This window comes from Intestinibacillus massiliensis (assembly GCF_900155735.1).
GTDB classification, from domain to species: Bacteria; Bacillota; Clostridia; order Oscillospirales; family Butyricicoccaceae; genus Intestinibacillus; species Intestinibacillus massiliensis.
Map to the genome: position 1 here is coordinate 1 of NZ_LT707035.1, position 13,646 is coordinate 13,646.

22 protein-coding genes are annotated in these 13,646 nt (G+C 51.1%); 17 read left to right on the plus strand and 5 right to left on the minus strand.

Annotated elements, in window-relative coordinates:
• Positions 1-356: 356 nt before the first annotated feature.
• The 5 genes from CZ203_RS14120 to CZ203_RS00945 all read left to right on the plus strand — a co-directional run bounded on the left by CZ203_RS14120 (position 357) and on the right by CZ203_RS00945 (position 4,005).
• Complete coding sequence (locus CZ203_RS14120; RefSeq protein ID WP_143436045.1) at positions 357-710, plus strand: hypothetical protein; 354 nt, start codon at positions 357-359, stop codon at positions 708-710.
• 388 nt (positions 711-1,098) lie between these two features.
• Positions 1,099-1,788, plus strand: coding sequence for a response regulator transcription factor (locus tag CZ203_RS00930; protein WP_087064232.1), 690 nt, complete (start codon positions 1,099-1,101; stop codon positions 1,786-1,788).
• A complete protein-coding gene (locus tag CZ203_RS00935) occupies positions 1,785-2,897 on the plus strand; it encodes a sensor histidine kinase (protein ID WP_087064233.1) in 1,113 nt (370 codons plus the stop codon). The genes CZ203_RS00930 and CZ203_RS00935 overlap by 4 nt, the downstream gene beginning before the upstream one ends.
• A gap of 136 nt (positions 2,898-3,033) precedes the next feature.
• A complete protein-coding gene (locus CZ203_RS00940; protein WP_087064234.1) occupies positions 3,034-3,324 on the plus strand; it encodes a hypothetical protein in 291 nt (96 codons plus the stop codon).
• A gap of 426 nt (positions 3,325-3,750) precedes the next feature.
• Positions 3,751-4,005: a hypothetical protein gene (locus tag CZ203_RS00945; protein WP_235847427.1), complete on the plus strand. Its 255-nt coding sequence runs from the start codon at positions 3,751-3,753 to the stop codon at positions 4,003-4,005.
• Between the two features lie 442 nt (positions 4,006-4,447).
• Here the strand turns inward: CZ203_RS00945 and CZ203_RS00950 are convergent, their stop codons facing one another.
• The 5 genes from CZ203_RS00950 to CZ203_RS00970 all read right to left on the minus strand — a co-directional run bounded on the left by CZ203_RS00950 (position 4,448) and on the right by CZ203_RS00970 (position 8,019).
• Entirely contained in the window at positions 4,448-5,515 is a 1,068-nt protein-coding gene (locus tag CZ203_RS00950; protein ID WP_159456288.1) for a tyrosine-type recombinase/integrase, read from the minus strand.
• A 105-nt stretch (positions 5,516-5,620) separates the two neighbouring features.
• Positions 5,621-5,821 (minus strand): hypothetical protein, encoded by a 201-nt coding sequence (locus tag CZ203_RS00955; RefSeq protein WP_087064236.1) that lies wholly within the window; start codon positions 5,819-5,821, stop codon positions 5,621-5,623.
• Positions 5,822-5,880: 59 nt separating this feature from the next.
• Positions 5,881-7,134: an MBL fold metallo-hydrolase gene (locus CZ203_RS00960; RefSeq protein ID WP_087064237.1), complete on the minus strand. Its 1,254-nt coding sequence runs from the start codon at positions 7,132-7,134 to the stop codon at positions 5,881-5,883.
• A 122-nt stretch (positions 7,135-7,256) separates the two neighbouring features.
• Positions 7,257-7,682: an ImmA/IrrE family metallo-endopeptidase gene (locus tag CZ203_RS00965; RefSeq protein WP_087064238.1), complete on the minus strand. Its 426-nt coding sequence runs from the start codon at positions 7,680-7,682 to the stop codon at positions 7,257-7,259.
• A complete protein-coding gene (locus CZ203_RS00970) occupies positions 7,669-8,019 on the minus strand; it encodes a helix-turn-helix domain-containing protein (protein ID WP_087064239.1) in 351 nt (116 codons plus the stop codon). Before CZ203_RS00970 ends, CZ203_RS00965 begins: the two co-directional genes overlap by 14 nt.
• A 210-nt stretch (positions 8,020-8,229) precedes the next feature.
• On the opposite strand from CZ203_RS00970, the gene CZ203_RS14125 reads away from it, so the two are divergent.
• The 12 genes from CZ203_RS14125 to CZ203_RS01025 form a co-directional block, all read left to right on the plus strand.
• Positions 8,230-8,445 (plus strand): helix-turn-helix domain-containing protein, encoded by a 216-nt coding sequence (locus CZ203_RS14125; RefSeq protein ID WP_143436049.1) that lies wholly within the window; start codon positions 8,230-8,232, stop codon positions 8,443-8,445.
• Positions 8,446-8,737: 292 nt separating this feature from the next.
• On the plus strand, positions 8,738-8,929 hold the full coding sequence (locus CZ203_RS00975; protein WP_087064240.1) for a hypothetical protein: 192 nt from the start codon (positions 8,738-8,740) through the stop codon (positions 8,927-8,929).
• Positions 8,930-9,109: 180 nt separating this feature from the next.
• Positions 9,110-9,340 carry a hypothetical protein gene (locus CZ203_RS00980; RefSeq protein ID WP_087064241.1) on the plus strand — a complete coding sequence of 77 codons (231 nt, stop codon included), beginning with the start codon at positions 9,110-9,112 and terminating at the stop codon, positions 9,338-9,340.
• Positions 9,337-9,981 carry an ERF family protein gene (locus CZ203_RS00985; protein WP_200809399.1) on the plus strand — a complete coding sequence of 215 codons (645 nt, stop codon included), beginning with the start codon at positions 9,337-9,339 and terminating at the stop codon, positions 9,979-9,981. Before CZ203_RS00980 ends, CZ203_RS00985 begins: the two co-directional genes overlap by 4 nt.
• Positions 9,978-10,499, plus strand: coding sequence for a hypothetical protein (locus CZ203_RS00990; protein WP_087064243.1), 522 nt, complete (start codon positions 9,978-9,980; stop codon positions 10,497-10,499). Before CZ203_RS00985 ends, CZ203_RS00990 begins: the two co-directional genes overlap by 4 nt.
• A 13-nt stretch (positions 10,500-10,512) precedes the next feature.
• Positions 10,513-10,800 carry an HNH endonuclease gene (locus CZ203_RS00995; RefSeq protein ID WP_087064244.1) on the plus strand — a complete coding sequence of 96 codons (288 nt, stop codon included), beginning with the start codon at positions 10,513-10,515 and terminating at the stop codon, positions 10,798-10,800.
• Positions 10,800-11,213, plus strand: coding sequence for a single-stranded DNA-binding protein (locus CZ203_RS01000; protein ID WP_087064245.1), 414 nt, complete (start codon positions 10,800-10,802; stop codon positions 11,211-11,213). Before CZ203_RS00995 ends, CZ203_RS01000 begins: the two co-directional genes overlap by 1 nt.
• A gap of 12 nt (positions 11,214-11,225) precedes the next feature.
• Positions 11,226-11,516, plus strand: coding sequence for a hypothetical protein (locus CZ203_RS01005; RefSeq protein ID WP_087064246.1), 291 nt, complete (start codon positions 11,226-11,228; stop codon positions 11,514-11,516).
• Positions 11,517-11,713: 197 nt separating this feature from the next.
• Positions 11,714-12,232 (plus strand): hypothetical protein, encoded by a 519-nt coding sequence (locus tag CZ203_RS01010; protein ID WP_159456289.1) that lies wholly within the window; start codon positions 11,714-11,716, stop codon positions 12,230-12,232.
• Positions 12,183-12,947, plus strand: a complete 765-nt coding sequence (locus tag CZ203_RS01015) for an ATP-binding protein (protein WP_087064248.1) — start codon at positions 12,183-12,185, stop codon at positions 12,945-12,947. The genes CZ203_RS01010 and CZ203_RS01015 overlap by 50 nt, the downstream gene beginning before the upstream one ends.
• Positions 12,944-13,315: a RusA family crossover junction endodeoxyribonuclease gene (locus tag CZ203_RS01020; protein WP_087064249.1), complete on the plus strand. Its 372-nt coding sequence runs from the start codon at positions 12,944-12,946 to the stop codon at positions 13,313-13,315. Before CZ203_RS01015 ends, CZ203_RS01020 begins: the two co-directional genes overlap by 4 nt.
• A 129-nt stretch (positions 13,316-13,444) precedes the next feature.
• The coding region (locus CZ203_RS01025) for a hypothetical protein (protein ID WP_143436050.1) at positions 13,445-13,646 on the plus strand (202 nt) is incomplete at its 3' end.

Consider the following 13,646-nt stretch of genomic DNA (forward strand, 5'->3'; position numbering starts at 1 on the left):
GGGCGGCACCACGCGCGCCGAGGCCGCCGCCACCGTGATGCGGCTGGTGGAATACCTCGCGAAAGCATAACCAGCGCCCCGGGGCGGCAATGGCCGTCCCGGGGCTTTTGGTTGCCATAAAGGGGCGGGGAAGGATGGAAAACCTGTGGGCGCAGGGGGCGTTTGCCGTACCCGCGCCCATTTTTGCCGGTGCGGGGCGCATGGGAAAGCCCCTCCGGCCTGTGACGGCGGGAGGGGCTGTTTTGCCATGATGCCATGCTAAAGGGGGAACCCCATCAGCAGCGCGATAGGCGTCACCACGATAACGGCGATTGCAATAATAGCGGCGATAACGCCTGCAGGGAGGAGCACCAGGGATGAAATATATTGCAAAAACGATTGGTTTTTGGTTTCCCTGCCGTAAACCGGCCGATCGGGCATTGGAAAACGCAATGGGTGTGCATGGCGGGCCGTATTCGCGTACCTCAACATCGTTACCTCCCCCTTTCTCTAACTATGTTATACTACTTTTGCTGCAAAGATGGGGTAAAGGCAATATTACGGGCATTAATGCGTTGCAATGGTCCAAATGGCGGCAACGCCCGGCTTGCGCCTGGCCCTTCCCCCTCCCGCAAATCGGCTGGCTGCGGGAGGGGCTGTTTTTTTTGTCCCGGATGGGACGGCCGCCGCATAGTATAAACCAGATGGGCGAGGCTACATATCTCATGTAAAGGAGGGGAATGTATGTGCTGCTCATCCAATCGCTGCGATAACAACTGCTGCTGCAATTGTTGCTGTAACTGCTGCTGCCGTTGCTGCTGCAATGGCAACAATAATGGCAACAACAATAACAACAGCAATGTAGGCCGCTGGCGTTGCCGCTGGTACCGTGTCTGCTACCAGGGCTAATTTGCATTAGGCAAGGGAAAGCCCCCCGGATGATACCGTCCGGGGGGCTTTTTACATGCCATTCACCGTTTGTTGGGATCCTGTTAACAACTGGTGGCGCGGATGCCATTAAAATCTAATGTAAATCTAATGTAAATCTAACATAAGATCCGATATAATGATTGCTGAATAACCGTTTGATACCCTGCGGCATTGCAAAGGAGGAATTATATGAAGCTATTGATCGTGGAAGATGAGGTTTTGCTTTCCAAATCCATCGCCAAGGGCCTGCGCAAGCTCGGCTATGCGGTGGACTGCGCCTTTGACGGGGAGGAAGCCCTGGCGCTTTTGGAAATCAACCAGTATGACCTGATGGTGCTTGACATCAATATCCCTAAAATAAACGGTTTAGATGTCCTCAAGTCTATCCGTGCAGCAAACAGCCGGCTGCGGGTAATCATCTTATCCGCTAAAAATACGGTTTTTGACAAGGTTAAGGGGCTGGACTATGGTAGCAATGACTATTTGACAAAGCCCTTTGACTTCCTTGAGCTGGAAGCCAGGATCAGGAGCCTGCTCCGCCAGGATACCGGCGTAGAAGGCCATGTTTTACAGTGCGGCCAAGTGTCGGTGGACACCTCGGCTAAAAAAGCTTTCTTTGCGTGCACGCTGCTCGACCTGACAAAAAAAGAATATTCCATCCTGCAATACCTTCTGCACCACCCGGCAACCGTTGTCAGCGCGGAGGAGCTGATAGAGCATGTTTGGGACAGCGATACCGATCTGTTTTCAAACTCCCTGCGCTTCCACATACACTCCCTGCGTAAAAAGATAAAGGACGCGGGCAGCGCGCACGGCTATATTACCACGCTGCGGGGGCAGGGGTATATGCTTTCGCCCCCAGAGGAGGGCGAGGGATGAGGGCATGGTCGCTGCGCAGTAAAATAGTCGTTATGGCAAGCTTGGTGGTAGCAGCGGCCTGCCTGTTCCTGACGGCCACCTCTATCGCCTATGCCGGCCGGTACATGCGCTCTATGGTCGCCTATGATCACAGCGTCGAGGCACCGCCCCCCGGCCAAGGGGGAAGCCCTGGCCAGGCGCCGGATATCCCGCAAAACCGGGTTAACTATCAGAACACGATAAGGGGTTTTTCCATCAGCGCCACGTTGTCCATGGTGTTTACGGTTATGGTACTGGCGGCTGCTATATTCCTATTGACCGGTAAAATCTTAAAGCCCCTGAGCCGCCTTACGCATTCCATAAGCAGTATCGACGATAAAAACCTACGCCACCGGGTGGAGCTTCCCCGGCAGCAGGACGAGGTGTACCGTTTGACGCAGTCCTTCAACAATATGATGGACCGCCTGGAAGGGGCGTATATCGCCCAGAAAAACTTTGCCGCAAATGCCGCCCATGAGCTGAAGACCCCGCTTTCCATCATGAAAACATCCTTGCAGGTTTTAGAGTTGCAGGGCGTCCCGAGCCGTGAAGATTATATGGAGTTTACAGACGATGTAAGGCAGGGCATGGACAGGCTGATTAAAACGGTGGAAAGCCTGCTGACCTTGACAAACCCCTCCTTAAAGGGCGACACGGAAACGATCAACGCCTTGGCGGCCGCTGAGCGGGTGAAAAACGACCTTGCCCCCCTCGCAGAGGCTATGGGGGTTGCCATTACGGTAAAAGGCGATGCGCTTCAGGTCACTTACAATAACGAGCTGTTCTACCGGGCCGTTTTCAATTTGGTTGAAAACGCAGTCAAGTATAATAATAACGGCGGCTATGTCCATATTACGGTTTCAGGCGGGGAGCGGCTGATACGGATTGAGGATAACGGCATCGGCATGGACGCACAAGCGATAGAAAATGTTTTTGAACCGTTTTACCGCTCCGACCTGTCCCGGTCTCAAAAGATCCCCGGCAGCGGCCTGGGCATGTCCATCGTAAAGACGGTTATCGACCGATACGGCGGCACGCTGGAAATAGACAGCACCTTGGGGAAGGGCACCACGGTACAATTTAAAATATAACCCGCAACGAGGAAAACTAACGTTCCGCTAACAAAGGCAATGCTATACTAAGATTGTCCTTCGGGGAGCCCCCTCCCCGGAAGGGTACGGCGCCGAAAAAATGATAAAAACAACAGCTTGAAAGGAAGGATTTATTATGAGGAAAATTGTATCGGTAATGGCAGCGGTAGGCATGGTGGCCGCGCTTTCCGCGTCTGCATTTGCGGCGCAGCTTCCCATCGCATCGAATGGCGTTCAGCCGCCGAAAACCCCTTTGGTAGGTGTTACTGAGCTTGGCGAAGGCGTAAGCATTGACGACATCGCCAAGGACGACGTTTTAGCCCCCAGCAACCCTGCCCCCGCTGAGCTTGGCGAAGCGGCGGCGAACCCTGGCGCAGTACTGGGTGCCGGCGCATCGGCCAGCGACACCGCAAAGGACATCCGGTAATCACATTCCATTCCCCCGATCCGATTCATTGCCACAAAAAGGCCGCCCTTTTACAGGGCGGCCTTTTTGCCGCTGCTGATTGCGCCTCGCCGGGTGCGCTTATGCAGCGGTATAAGTTTTCCCCTTGGGATCAGCGCGCCACAGCGGCTTTTAACCGGCAAATACATCGCGCCGCAGCGCGCGCAATCCAGAGATAGTAGTTGGCTTATGGGCCGCTAATAAATTTGCTAGTAACTTGTTTCAACAGGGCTTTCGCCCAATAAGTGGAATGCCGCCTGACCGGTAAAGGGCAGTCGGTTGTGCCGGTTTTACAGGTCATTTGCCAGTAGGCGGGGATATACCATCACGGGCGTGCGGAAAACCCGTTGCCGCAATGCCAGATGTGCGACTATCATACCAATAAAATGGAATAAGGGGACCGATACGATGATTACATATACCGATGAAAAGAAGTTTACCCAGCAATCTGTGCAGGGGCTGTCCCCCTCTTTAGGCTGGGTTTCCAGGGAATACCCCAGCCGCTTGTATAAGGCATTGCAAAACTCGTCCACGGTGCTGGCTGCTTGGGACGGCCGCCGCCTTGCCGGTTTGGCACGCCTTTTGGAAGAAAGCAAAAATGCCGCTTTTAATGAAAAGCATGGTTTCCGGCGCATGGATGTGCGTGGCAATGCAGCTTTGTAATTTTTCGGATCAGGTTTAGGGGGGATGCAGCCAGGCGGGTGTGCGGGACTGCCATTTCCGTGGCGGAAGCCGCTATGCGGGCTTGGCTGCGGCGGATCGGGAACCGGTAGTAATAAAGCCGCCCTACATGGGGCGGCTTGTTTATGCGGCGTAGGGGATAATGGGAAAGGCTGGGCGCCGTTGACTGTGGTGCCCGGCCTTTGTTTTTTAAAATGTGGTGCAGAGTGTGGTGCAGACAAAACAAAAACCCAGTAGAACCAAGGGTTCTACTGGGTTTTCACGTGGTGGAGACGAGGGGAGTTGAATCCAAAACAATAGGGTTTTATGGCACTTATTAGTGCTTATATATGCTTAAAAGAACACAAATAAGCCCCGAATAACTACGGAAATAAATTACTCTTTTTATGCGTATAGATAAAAGTGGGTTTGAAAGTGGGTTAAATTAACCCTCAAGAATTTCTAAAAATAACGCATTAAGTTGCTGGGCGGTTTTTTGTAGTTCACCATTCACCTCATGGCCGTACGTGCCAAATGTGTCCATGTTTTGCGAGTGGCCTACAATAGGTTTTATCTGACCCTCGGAAAGGTTTTTTGCTATGGATACGAAGGTGTGTCTCATTTCATACGGGGTTATTTGGGGTATGTCGTTCGCACGGCAATATCTTTGCCAAGATTTACGGTATTTTTGAGGATCTGTATCACCAAAAATTCGTTCGGTATGCGAGATTTGCCGTTGATGCTGTAAAACTACAGTAGCGGTTTCTGACATAAAAAAATGTCGTATTGCATTTTCGTTTTTACCTGTGGTTATTTCGTTATATACATTGATTGACTGGGAGACAAACACTTCATTTCCACGTATGTCTTTCCATCTAAGGCCGAGTAATTCACCCGGGCGTAATCCAGTCAAAACTTGAAATCTATAGGCGTATATAAGAGGATCTACAATTGGTTTGCCTCTCCAAGTTGTAATATCAGAGTGGAACAATTTATACAAATATTCAGGCTGTAAAATCTGTTTATGCGCGGAACAAGCACCTTTTGGAATCGAAATATCCTCAGGTAATAACGTAGTAGCTTTGCGTTTGCGGCAATACTTAAAGAAACTTGTAATAGTTGCTTTTAGATTGGTTAGGGTCTTTTTTGAAAGCCCCTTTGCGTATCCTTTGTTAATAATGCTTTGAAGATGCTGCTCTGTAACGTCGCAGATTTTACGTGTTCCAATCGCGGGAAGTATCCAATTTTTCCCGAAGCTTTGGATCTTCACCCAATTGCTTTTGGAAGTCGTTTCTTGGAGCGTTTTTAAATAATCAGCAAATAAAGAATTAACTCTTGCATTGGAATCCGCAATATTATCATCCAACCATGCATCTGCTTTTGCATGGCATTTGCGCTGCCCAGTCCTTCCGGGTGTAGAGCATGTAAAAGTCCTGCGCTGTCCGTCTTTTTGCACTTTTATTTGCCAGCGATTATACTTTTCAAGCCATGTTGCAGTATTTGTCCGTTTCAATTGCAAACCCTCCCTTAATCTGTTAGAATAAAGGGGATGATTTACCGCTCAAAGTTTATCATCCCCGTGCCCCGCTTTCCTGCGCCAACAGGAGGGCGGGGTTTATTATTTTTTGTCATCTGGTTCAGGTTTGACTTTAACTGGTGGACGCAATTCACTTAACTTTGGATCGTGCGCAGAGACATAATTCATTGTTACCTTCAACAGATATTTGAGATCTTTTTTGCTTAATTTTTTGATACTCTTATTGCGCTTTTTTTCATCTGGTTCAGTCAGAATGAAAAGAAGCTGTGATAACTCTCCCATAATAGACGTGCTCCTTTTTCCCGGTTCACTGGTGTCAGCTGGTGGAAGGGGTTTATGTGTTACCAGCATCTCGAACATGCTGTGTAGCCTTGTGCTTTTGCATCGTCCAGTGAAATGGCTATTTTAGATTTTCTAAGATACTGGCAACCATCCCGATGATATTTTTCACCGGTCTTTGTCACGTAAACAGTTTGAGATTTTGTTTCTTGTGATGCTTGAGCAGCAGCTTCTTCTTGAGCCTTTTGTTTTGCAGCAGCATCTGCAGCTGCTTTCTCTGCCGCTGCTTTTTCGGCAGCTGCTTTCTCTGCCGCCGCCTTTTCTGCGGCTTCCTTTGCTGCTTGTCGTTTAGCGCGTGCAATTTTATCCCCAGCAACATGGGTTATGGGGTCGATGCCGGATGCGGAAACGGTATAATTCGTACCATCTGACGTAACCTCGATCGTGCCAAGTTCGTCAGTCCTAAATACATCAAGTTTTGCAGCAGACAGTTTGTCTAACGTTTCTTGGTGTGGGTGCCCGTACGAATTGTCCTTGCCGCAGGAGATAATTGCAATACAGCTAGGGTCGGCGGCGTCAAGGTACGCTTGTGAAGTCGAAGTGTTGGAACCATGATGACCGAGCTTAATAATATCGCAATCGATATTTGCGCCAGAATCTAAAATCGCTTGTTCGGCTTCCGCCTCGGCGTCACCCTGCAGCAGAACCGATGTGTTGCCATATTGTACTTTGAGAACGATGGAGCTGTTGTTTAAATCATCCGTATCAAGGCAGGACAGAACGGTAGCAGTAGCATCACCAATTTTATAGACGTTCCCGGCCTTTGGTGTTTCAGTAGGTACCTTCTTGGCTTCAATAGCGTCAAGGACGCTTGCGTAGGTTTTGGTAGTATTCGTTACTGCGGGAAGCAAAACGTTTTGCACATCAAGGGTATTGATAACATCGTCCAGCCCGCCAATATGATCTTCATGCGGATGCGTGCCGACGGCATACTTCAGGGTAGATACGCCTTTGTTCTCAAGCTCGGCAAGCACTGTAGTGCCGGCTTCGTTTGTGCCGGCATCAACCAGCATTGCTTCCCCTTTGTTGGTAATCAGGATACTGTCTGCTTGTCCAACATCAATGAAGTCAATTTCTAATTTGTCGGAATAGGTATTGCTTTTTTGCGGTTCCTCAACAGGAGCAGCAACGGGCTGTGAAGTCTGTACGCTTGGCTCCTGTGGCGCGCTAACTTGCTGTGTATCTGCCGGAGTGCCACAGGCACTTAATGATAGTAGCACCGCAAACCATAGGGCAACCAATCTCTTTTTCTTCATATTGTGTCCCTCCCCAATATGTGGTAATATTGTTTTGGAAGGGAATGGGTACTATTTATTCTTTCCACTTAGGTCGTCAAGGGGTAGGAGCCTTGGCGGCCTTTTTATAGCATTATAGGGTCTTACATTGCTTCACTATCAAGAATTGCGCCGCAAGCGTTAGTATAATACTCACATGCTTTGAAAACGGTATCTTCGGATACATTAAAGTAGTCTGCTAATTCCCAGGGAGCTGTCAACCCGTTACGTATCGCCTGACGCAATTGCCCAAGCGGGATTAGTTTATGATATTGCCACTTTTTAGCCCGGTACTCAATGCGTTCACGTGTGTTCATTGGTGTTAAAATGCTGTAAAAGCCTGCATATTCACAATGACCAAGCTCATGTGCCAAATTCTCAAGTTCTTCAATTTCTGAATCTTCTGTGCTAAGCGCAATGTAGCATAGACCATGAAGTTCTATGGATATTGCGTCGTTTGCTTGCAATTCTGTGAAAATAACCTGATGACCTTTTTGTTTCGCAAAGTCAAAAAGTTCATTTCTGGTCATGTTTATCACGTTCCTTTATGAATTGTACGAATTTTTTTACTTCTTCGAATTGCTCATCGGTAATTACCCCTTCCCCTCCTGACAAAGCAAACTTTATATCCTCATCGCTGATGTCCACCGATTTTCCGGTGGGCTTTTCTTTTTGCTCGTTACCCAGAAGATAGTCAGTGCTTACACCAAAATAATCCGCTATTTTGCTTAAAGTGTCGCCTTGCGGGGTTAAACCTCTATTTTTCCATGATGTTGGTGTACTCTTGCTAAGGCCAATTTCAAGTGCAGCACGTGTAGGCGTTACACCTTTTTTGGAACATAACTCTGCAAACTTATCATAAAACACAATATCACCTCAGGATATTTATGCAACACGACGAAGTTTAACAAGTTAAGCCAAAAGGCTTGATTAGTTTAACTATTCGAGCTATACTAAACGTGTAGTTAAACAAGTTGAGCCGTATTGCTAGCATTAGTTGACGCTATTATACTAACACATAAGTAAAACTTGTTCAACTGTTAATTCTACAAATTAAACTAAGTTAGGAGGTGCAAGATGACCAAAAGCTGGACAGGGGAATTGATTGGGAAAATGCATGTGCACCATATTACATCTCGTACATTGGCTAAACACATGGGAATTTCATACCAGTATGTCAGTATGGTTCTTAACAGTAAGCGTGAACCACCAGATGCAGAAAACCGGTTTCGTCGCGCACTAGACGAATTGATTTCCTTACAAGATCATCATAACACACCAGATGTCCTATAATCAGTACTTATAAGATGACGAACAAATTTTTAGAGAGAGGGAATACCATGGCAAGACCATTCAAAGAGTTACGGAAGCTGATGTATGCAGACGGTATTGACCAGGAATACATAGCTAATAGGATTGGAAGATGCTGTACATATGTTTCTAAAAGGATGCGAGGCACCGCCCCGTGGGATATGTTTGATGTCTATTCCCTGTGTGAATTGCTTGAAATTCCACTTGATCAAATATCGGTTTATTTCCCCAAATCGGACATGCAGCCTTCTGCAATGCGATCAGTCAAAGAGCCATGAAACGAAAACTTTACATAATCCTCGGCTGGCTTTGCGGTTTCGGCGTGCTCGGCACGGCTGGGGCGAGCGATATTGGCAATATCCCCTTTGGGCAGATGGCGGTGCAGCTCACAGCGTTTATGTTCGGCGTGGTCTGGTGCTATTACCGATGGAAAGACGAGGAGGACAGGGATGACCCGGAAACGTGATTACCGCCCGCTGTTCAGCATGAGCCGGAACGTAGCCCGGGCAGTCCATGCAGCGGCATGGGAAAAAGACCTGCAAACGCGGGCAAAGAAAAAAGCCGCCCCTGGTGGTAGGACACCGAGGACGGCAACTGAGAAATAAATCTTTATCTACATAATAGCCACAATGGAGGCAGATGTCAAGTGATAGAACGGAATGGATGCCCGGAACGGCAGCTTGAACCGCAGGAGACTGCGTATCAGCGGCAGGTGAACCGGCTGGCCTACATGCGGGATGACCGCAATGATTTTGCGGCATGGATGGAAGGCAGGACGGACTTCTTCGGTGATTTGCTGCAGGATACGCTTCTTTCCATGGACGCTAAAATCGAGGAAGAACAGGGCTATCTTACATATTTGAGGTGTGGAAAATGAACGTATATCAGAGGATCGCGGCTGTGATGCAGGATGTACAGTATCTTGCCAAGGACGACCAAGTCTCTTTCGGCCAGACAAAGTACAAGGCGATCAGCGAGGAAAAGGTCACTCGTACCGTGCGTGAGAGCCTGATCAAAAACGGGCTGGTGGTGATCCCGGTCAGCCAGGTACATTACCGGGAAGGGAGCTTGTCTACCGTGGATGTGACTTACCGTATCCAGAACGCAGAAGACCCAGAGGATTATGTCCTTGCGGTATCAAGCGGTACAGGCGCAGATACACAGGATAAGGGGGTAGGGAAGGCGATGACCTACGCCTATAAGTACCTATTCCTGCGCACCTTTGCAATCCCGACCGGCGAAGACCCAGACAAGGTTTCTTCTGCCGAACTGGATGACCGCGAGAAGCGTAAAGCCGCGCAACAGGCTGAAGAACAGGGCACGGTAGCGATCACCCCTGCGCAATGGGAGAAGCTGATCCATATGCTCGAAACGGTAGACGGCAAACGCCCCACCAAGAAGCGTGTCGAAGAAGTTTCCGGTATGGCCTACGATGCCGCAAAAGCAATGACAGTGCGGGAGTGGGAATATGTAATCCAAGGGCTGAACCGTAGGCTTGACCAAGGCGGTATGCTATGAAGCTACAATTTGATGCAGCAGAATTTTCAGACGGGGTTCTGCACCTGCGTGTCAAGAACCGGGCGATGGCGCGGCGTTTCACCCTGGAAATGCAGCCAAGGCGGGTATACGATGCGGAGATCAAACTGCACCGGGATCGGCGCAGCCTGAATGCAAACGACTATTTCTGGATGCTGTGTGGCAAGCTTGCGGCGGTTTTAGGCGTACATAAGGACGACCTGTACCGTGAACTGGTTCGGGGTATTGGGGACAATTACCGCATAGTAGAGATCGCCCGGGAGGATGAGGGCTTTTATGCGCGGTTATGGCGTTCACACGGCCTCGGCTGGGTATGCGAACGCGCCGGGGAGGCGGGCGGCAAGGTTACGCTGTGCTGCTATTACGGCTCCAGTTATTACGACACGGCACAAATGTCCCGCCTCATCGACCTCGTGGTGCAGGAATGCCGTGAACAAGGGATTGAGACGCTGCCGCCGGACAAGCTGGCGGCGCTGAAAGGGGCGTGGGACGGTGAATAGGCGCACAAAGGCGTTGGCGATTAGTCAGACGGTCAAGAGGCATGTCTATGAACGGGATCAGGGGCGCTGCATCCTGTGCGGCTCCCCACGTGGCGTGCCGGACGCGCATTATATCAGCCGCGCGCAGGGCGGCATAGGGATTGAGAAAAACATTGTCACGCTTTGCCAAGAGTGCCACTGGAAATACGACCAGAGCACGGAGCGCTGGATGCTGCGTGAGGAAATCCGGGAATACCTGGCGGGCAGCTACCCGGATTGGGATGAAAATGACTTGGTTTATCAGAAATATGGAGGGCAATGATGCTGAACAGCATTGATTTACAAGGCCGTATGAAGGCAAGGCCGGAGCTGCGGTACACAGCGTCCAACACGCCTGTAACGTCCTTTACGCTGGCGGTACAGCGCAGCAGGAAAGGCCAGGACGGAGAGTACCCGGTCGACTGGATGGACTGTGTGGCGTGGGGTAAGACCGCTGAACGCGCGGCACAGTGGTTCACAAAGGGCGATATGGCGATCGTCCGTGGCAGGCTTGAAAGCCGGGACTGGGAGGATAAGCACGGCAATAAGCGCCGTTCATGGGAGGTGCAGGTTGAAAGCCTGTTCTTCTGCGACGGCAAAAAGGAAAGCGCCGGTAGGGCGCGCCCGGAGGATATACCGCGCGAGCCGGGTGATTTTGCGGAACTGGCTGACGATGACAGCGACGTGCTGTTTTGATGGGGGTGCGGGATGAGTATTGCAGCAGAAGCACGGCAAGAAGGCCATGCGTCAATTGACAAGACCGCCCGTTACGCCATGATCCTGGGGGAACTGCGCGGCAAGCAGCTTACCGCCCGCGAGATTGCTTATAACCTGGGGTTCCGGGACTTAAACGCCGTCAAGCCACGGCTCACCGAACTGGCGAAGTCTGGCCGTGTCGTGCGGGTCGGCAAACGGAAGGACACGGTAACGGGCGTAACGGTCAGCGTCTATGAGGTTGCCGGGGACAGGGAGCCGCTATGCTCGAAAACGGGTACATAAGGGTTTGGCGGTCGCTGCTCGAATGGGAGTGGTACGACGATATCAACACCTGCCGATTGTTCATTCATCTACTAATCACAGCGAATTACTATGATAGCAAGTGGCGTGGGGTTTCAGTCGCACGTGGGCAGCGGGTAATCGCATACGAAAAGCTTGCCGCAGAGTGCGGGCTTACGGTATCTCAGGTAAGAACTTCCTTGAAGAAATTAGAGCGTACAGGCGAGATTTCACGCAAATCCACAAACGAATATACGCTCTTAACGGTTTTGAATTACGACCGTTTTCAATCCGATAGTATGCAGGAATCACAGGCGGATGACAAACGAATCGCGGACGGGTCGCATGCCTGTGACATGCCTGTGACAAACGGATCGCAACTAAGTAAAAAAGCAAAAAAGCAAGAAAGCAAGAAGGTAAGAAATAATACCCCCATACCCCCTTACGAGGAGTTCGGCTTCTCGGAGGCGATGCGGCAACGCCTGGACGAATGGCTGTGCTACAAGTCTGAACGCATGGAGGCGTACAAGCCCACAGGCCTGCACAGCTTGCTCAAAACCGTGGAGCGGGAGATTGCACGGCTTGGGGAACCGGCGGTGCTTAACCGGATCACGGATGCGATGGCATCTGGTTGGCGGGGCATGAATTTAGACAAGATGGAGGGAAAATGTGGAACGGCTGCAAATACCCGCTTCGAGGGTCTCGGCGAGCGTATCTGACGCAGACTTCGAGGCGATGCTCAACCGTGAGGACGGAGACCTAGCCGGGTATGACTGCCCGGAATGCCGGAACCGTGGGTACTTCTGGCATATCCAGGGGGTTGACCGCTGGACGACGCCATGCAAATGCGTAACGATCCGCCGGAACCTCGCCAGGATGCGGAAATCCTCGCTGGGAAAGATGCTGGAAGAGTACACGTTTGAAGCGTACAGGGCGGACGAGCCATGGCAGCAGACCGCCTTACAGGCTGCGCGTGACTTTTACAAGGCGGCTGACGGCTGGCTGTATGTCGCCGGTCAGCCGGGCAGCGGCAAGACGCACCTATGCACGGCGCTTGTGGGGAAGCTGATGCTGCGTGGCGACGATGTGCGGTATATGCGCTGGGTCGAGGACAGCCAACGCATCAAATTCGGCGCATTTGACGGGCGTAACCGGGAAATCGAAGAATTACAGGCCTGCCCGGTATTGTACATAGACGATTTCTTGAAAGCACAGAACGGGGGGAAGCCTGACGCGCGGGATGTGCGGCTGGCCTTCGAAATCCTCAACCTGCGGTACGCAAACCACCTGCGCACAATCATTTCCACCGAGTATTTTATCGACGAAGTGACAGCGATGGACGAGGCGTTGGGGTCACGGATTTTCGAGCGGTCAAAGGGGCATCAGATTCAGATCAGCCACGCAGGGGATCGGAATTGGAGGCTGCGCAAATGACGAAATTTACGATCCGGGGGACGTTACCTGGGCTGAACGACTACATAACGGCAGAACGGACAAACCGTTACAAGGGCGCGGAAATGAAACGGCGCTGTGAGGCGGTGGCGATGCATGCGGCGCAGCAGCTCGGGGGCGTATGCTTCACTCGCCCGGTGCGCTTCGTGTACCGGTGGTTCGAGCCGAACCGCCACCGCGACAAGGACAATATCTCGGCTTTTGGCCGTAAGGTGATCCAGGATGCGCTTGTACGGGCAAAGGTGCTGGAAAACGACGGCTGGAAGCAGATTGAAGGGTTTGAAGACCAGTTCTTCGTGGATAAGAAAGCGCCGCGCATCGAGGTTCAGATATTCGAGGTGGACGAATGAAAACACAGAACCCATGCCGGGACTGCACGCAAAGTACATGTTGCGGGAAAAAGCAAAAGTACCAGACCTGCAAAAAAATGCGGCTTTGGATTGGGCTGGTGTGGGATATGTTCAGGAAGGAGCCGAAAAATGAGGATCGGCAAGCACGTTAAATTCACCCCGGAGCACGCAACCGGCAAGGCGCAGGGTGTGGTCACGTGGATACACCCGCGCGGGCGGTTCTGCATAGTGGAGTATACGCACACGGACGGGCGGCAACTGCGGGAATGCTTTGGGCTGACCCGGGACGGGCTGTTCTTTGCGGAAGACCGCGTGCGGATGCTGCGGGATG

Coding starts and splice junctions, on each gene's coding strand:
- CZ203_RS00945 (WP_235847427.1), top strand. CDS start 3,751: ATGATTACATATACCGATGAAAAGAAGTTTACCCAGCAATCTGTGCAG.
- CZ203_RS00965 (WP_087064238.1), bottom strand. CDS start 7,682: ATGACCAGAAATGAACTTTTTGACTTTGCGAAACAAAAAGGTCATCAG.
- CZ203_RS00960 (WP_087064237.1), bottom strand. CDS start 7,134: ATGAAGAAAAAGAGATTGGTTGCCCTATGGTTTGCGGTGCTACTATCA.
- CZ203_RS14125 (WP_143436049.1), top strand. CDS start 8,230: ATGACCAAAAGCTGGACAGGGGAATTGATTGGGAAAATGCATGTGCAC.
- CZ203_RS00935 (WP_087064233.1), top strand. CDS start 1,785: ATGAGGGCATGGTCGCTGCGCAGTAAAATAGTCGTTATGGCAAGCTTG.
- CZ203_RS00990 (WP_087064243.1), top strand. CDS start 9,978: ATGAAGCTACAATTTGATGCAGCAGAATTTTCAGACGGGGTTCTGCAC.
- CZ203_RS00975 (WP_087064240.1), top strand. CDS start 8,738: ATGAAACGAAAACTTTACATAATCCTCGGCTGGCTTTGCGGTTTCGGC.
- CZ203_RS01020 (WP_087064249.1), top strand. CDS start 12,944: ATGACGAAATTTACGATCCGGGGGACGTTACCTGGGCTGAACGACTAC.
- CZ203_RS14120 (WP_143436045.1), top strand. CDS start 357: ATGAAATATATTGCAAAAACGATTGGTTTTTGGTTTCCCTGCCGTAAA.
- CZ203_RS00985 (WP_200809399.1), top strand. CDS start 9,337: ATGAACGTATATCAGAGGATCGCGGCTGTGATGCAGGATGTACAGTAT.
- CZ203_RS01000 (WP_087064245.1), top strand. CDS start 10,800: ATGCTGAACAGCATTGATTTACAAGGCCGTATGAAGGCAAGGCCGGAG.
- CZ203_RS00955 (WP_087064236.1), bottom strand. CDS start 5,821: ATGGGAGAGTTATCACAGCTTCTTTTCATTCTGACTGAACCAGATGAA.
- CZ203_RS00930 (WP_087064232.1), top strand. CDS start 1,099: ATGAAGCTATTGATCGTGGAAGATGAGGTTTTGCTTTCCAAATCCATC.
- CZ203_RS01005 (WP_087064246.1), top strand. CDS start 11,226: ATGAGTATTGCAGCAGAAGCACGGCAAGAAGGCCATGCGTCAATTGAC.
- CZ203_RS00940 (WP_087064234.1), top strand. CDS start 3,034: ATGAGGAAAATTGTATCGGTAATGGCAGCGGTAGGCATGGTGGCCGCG.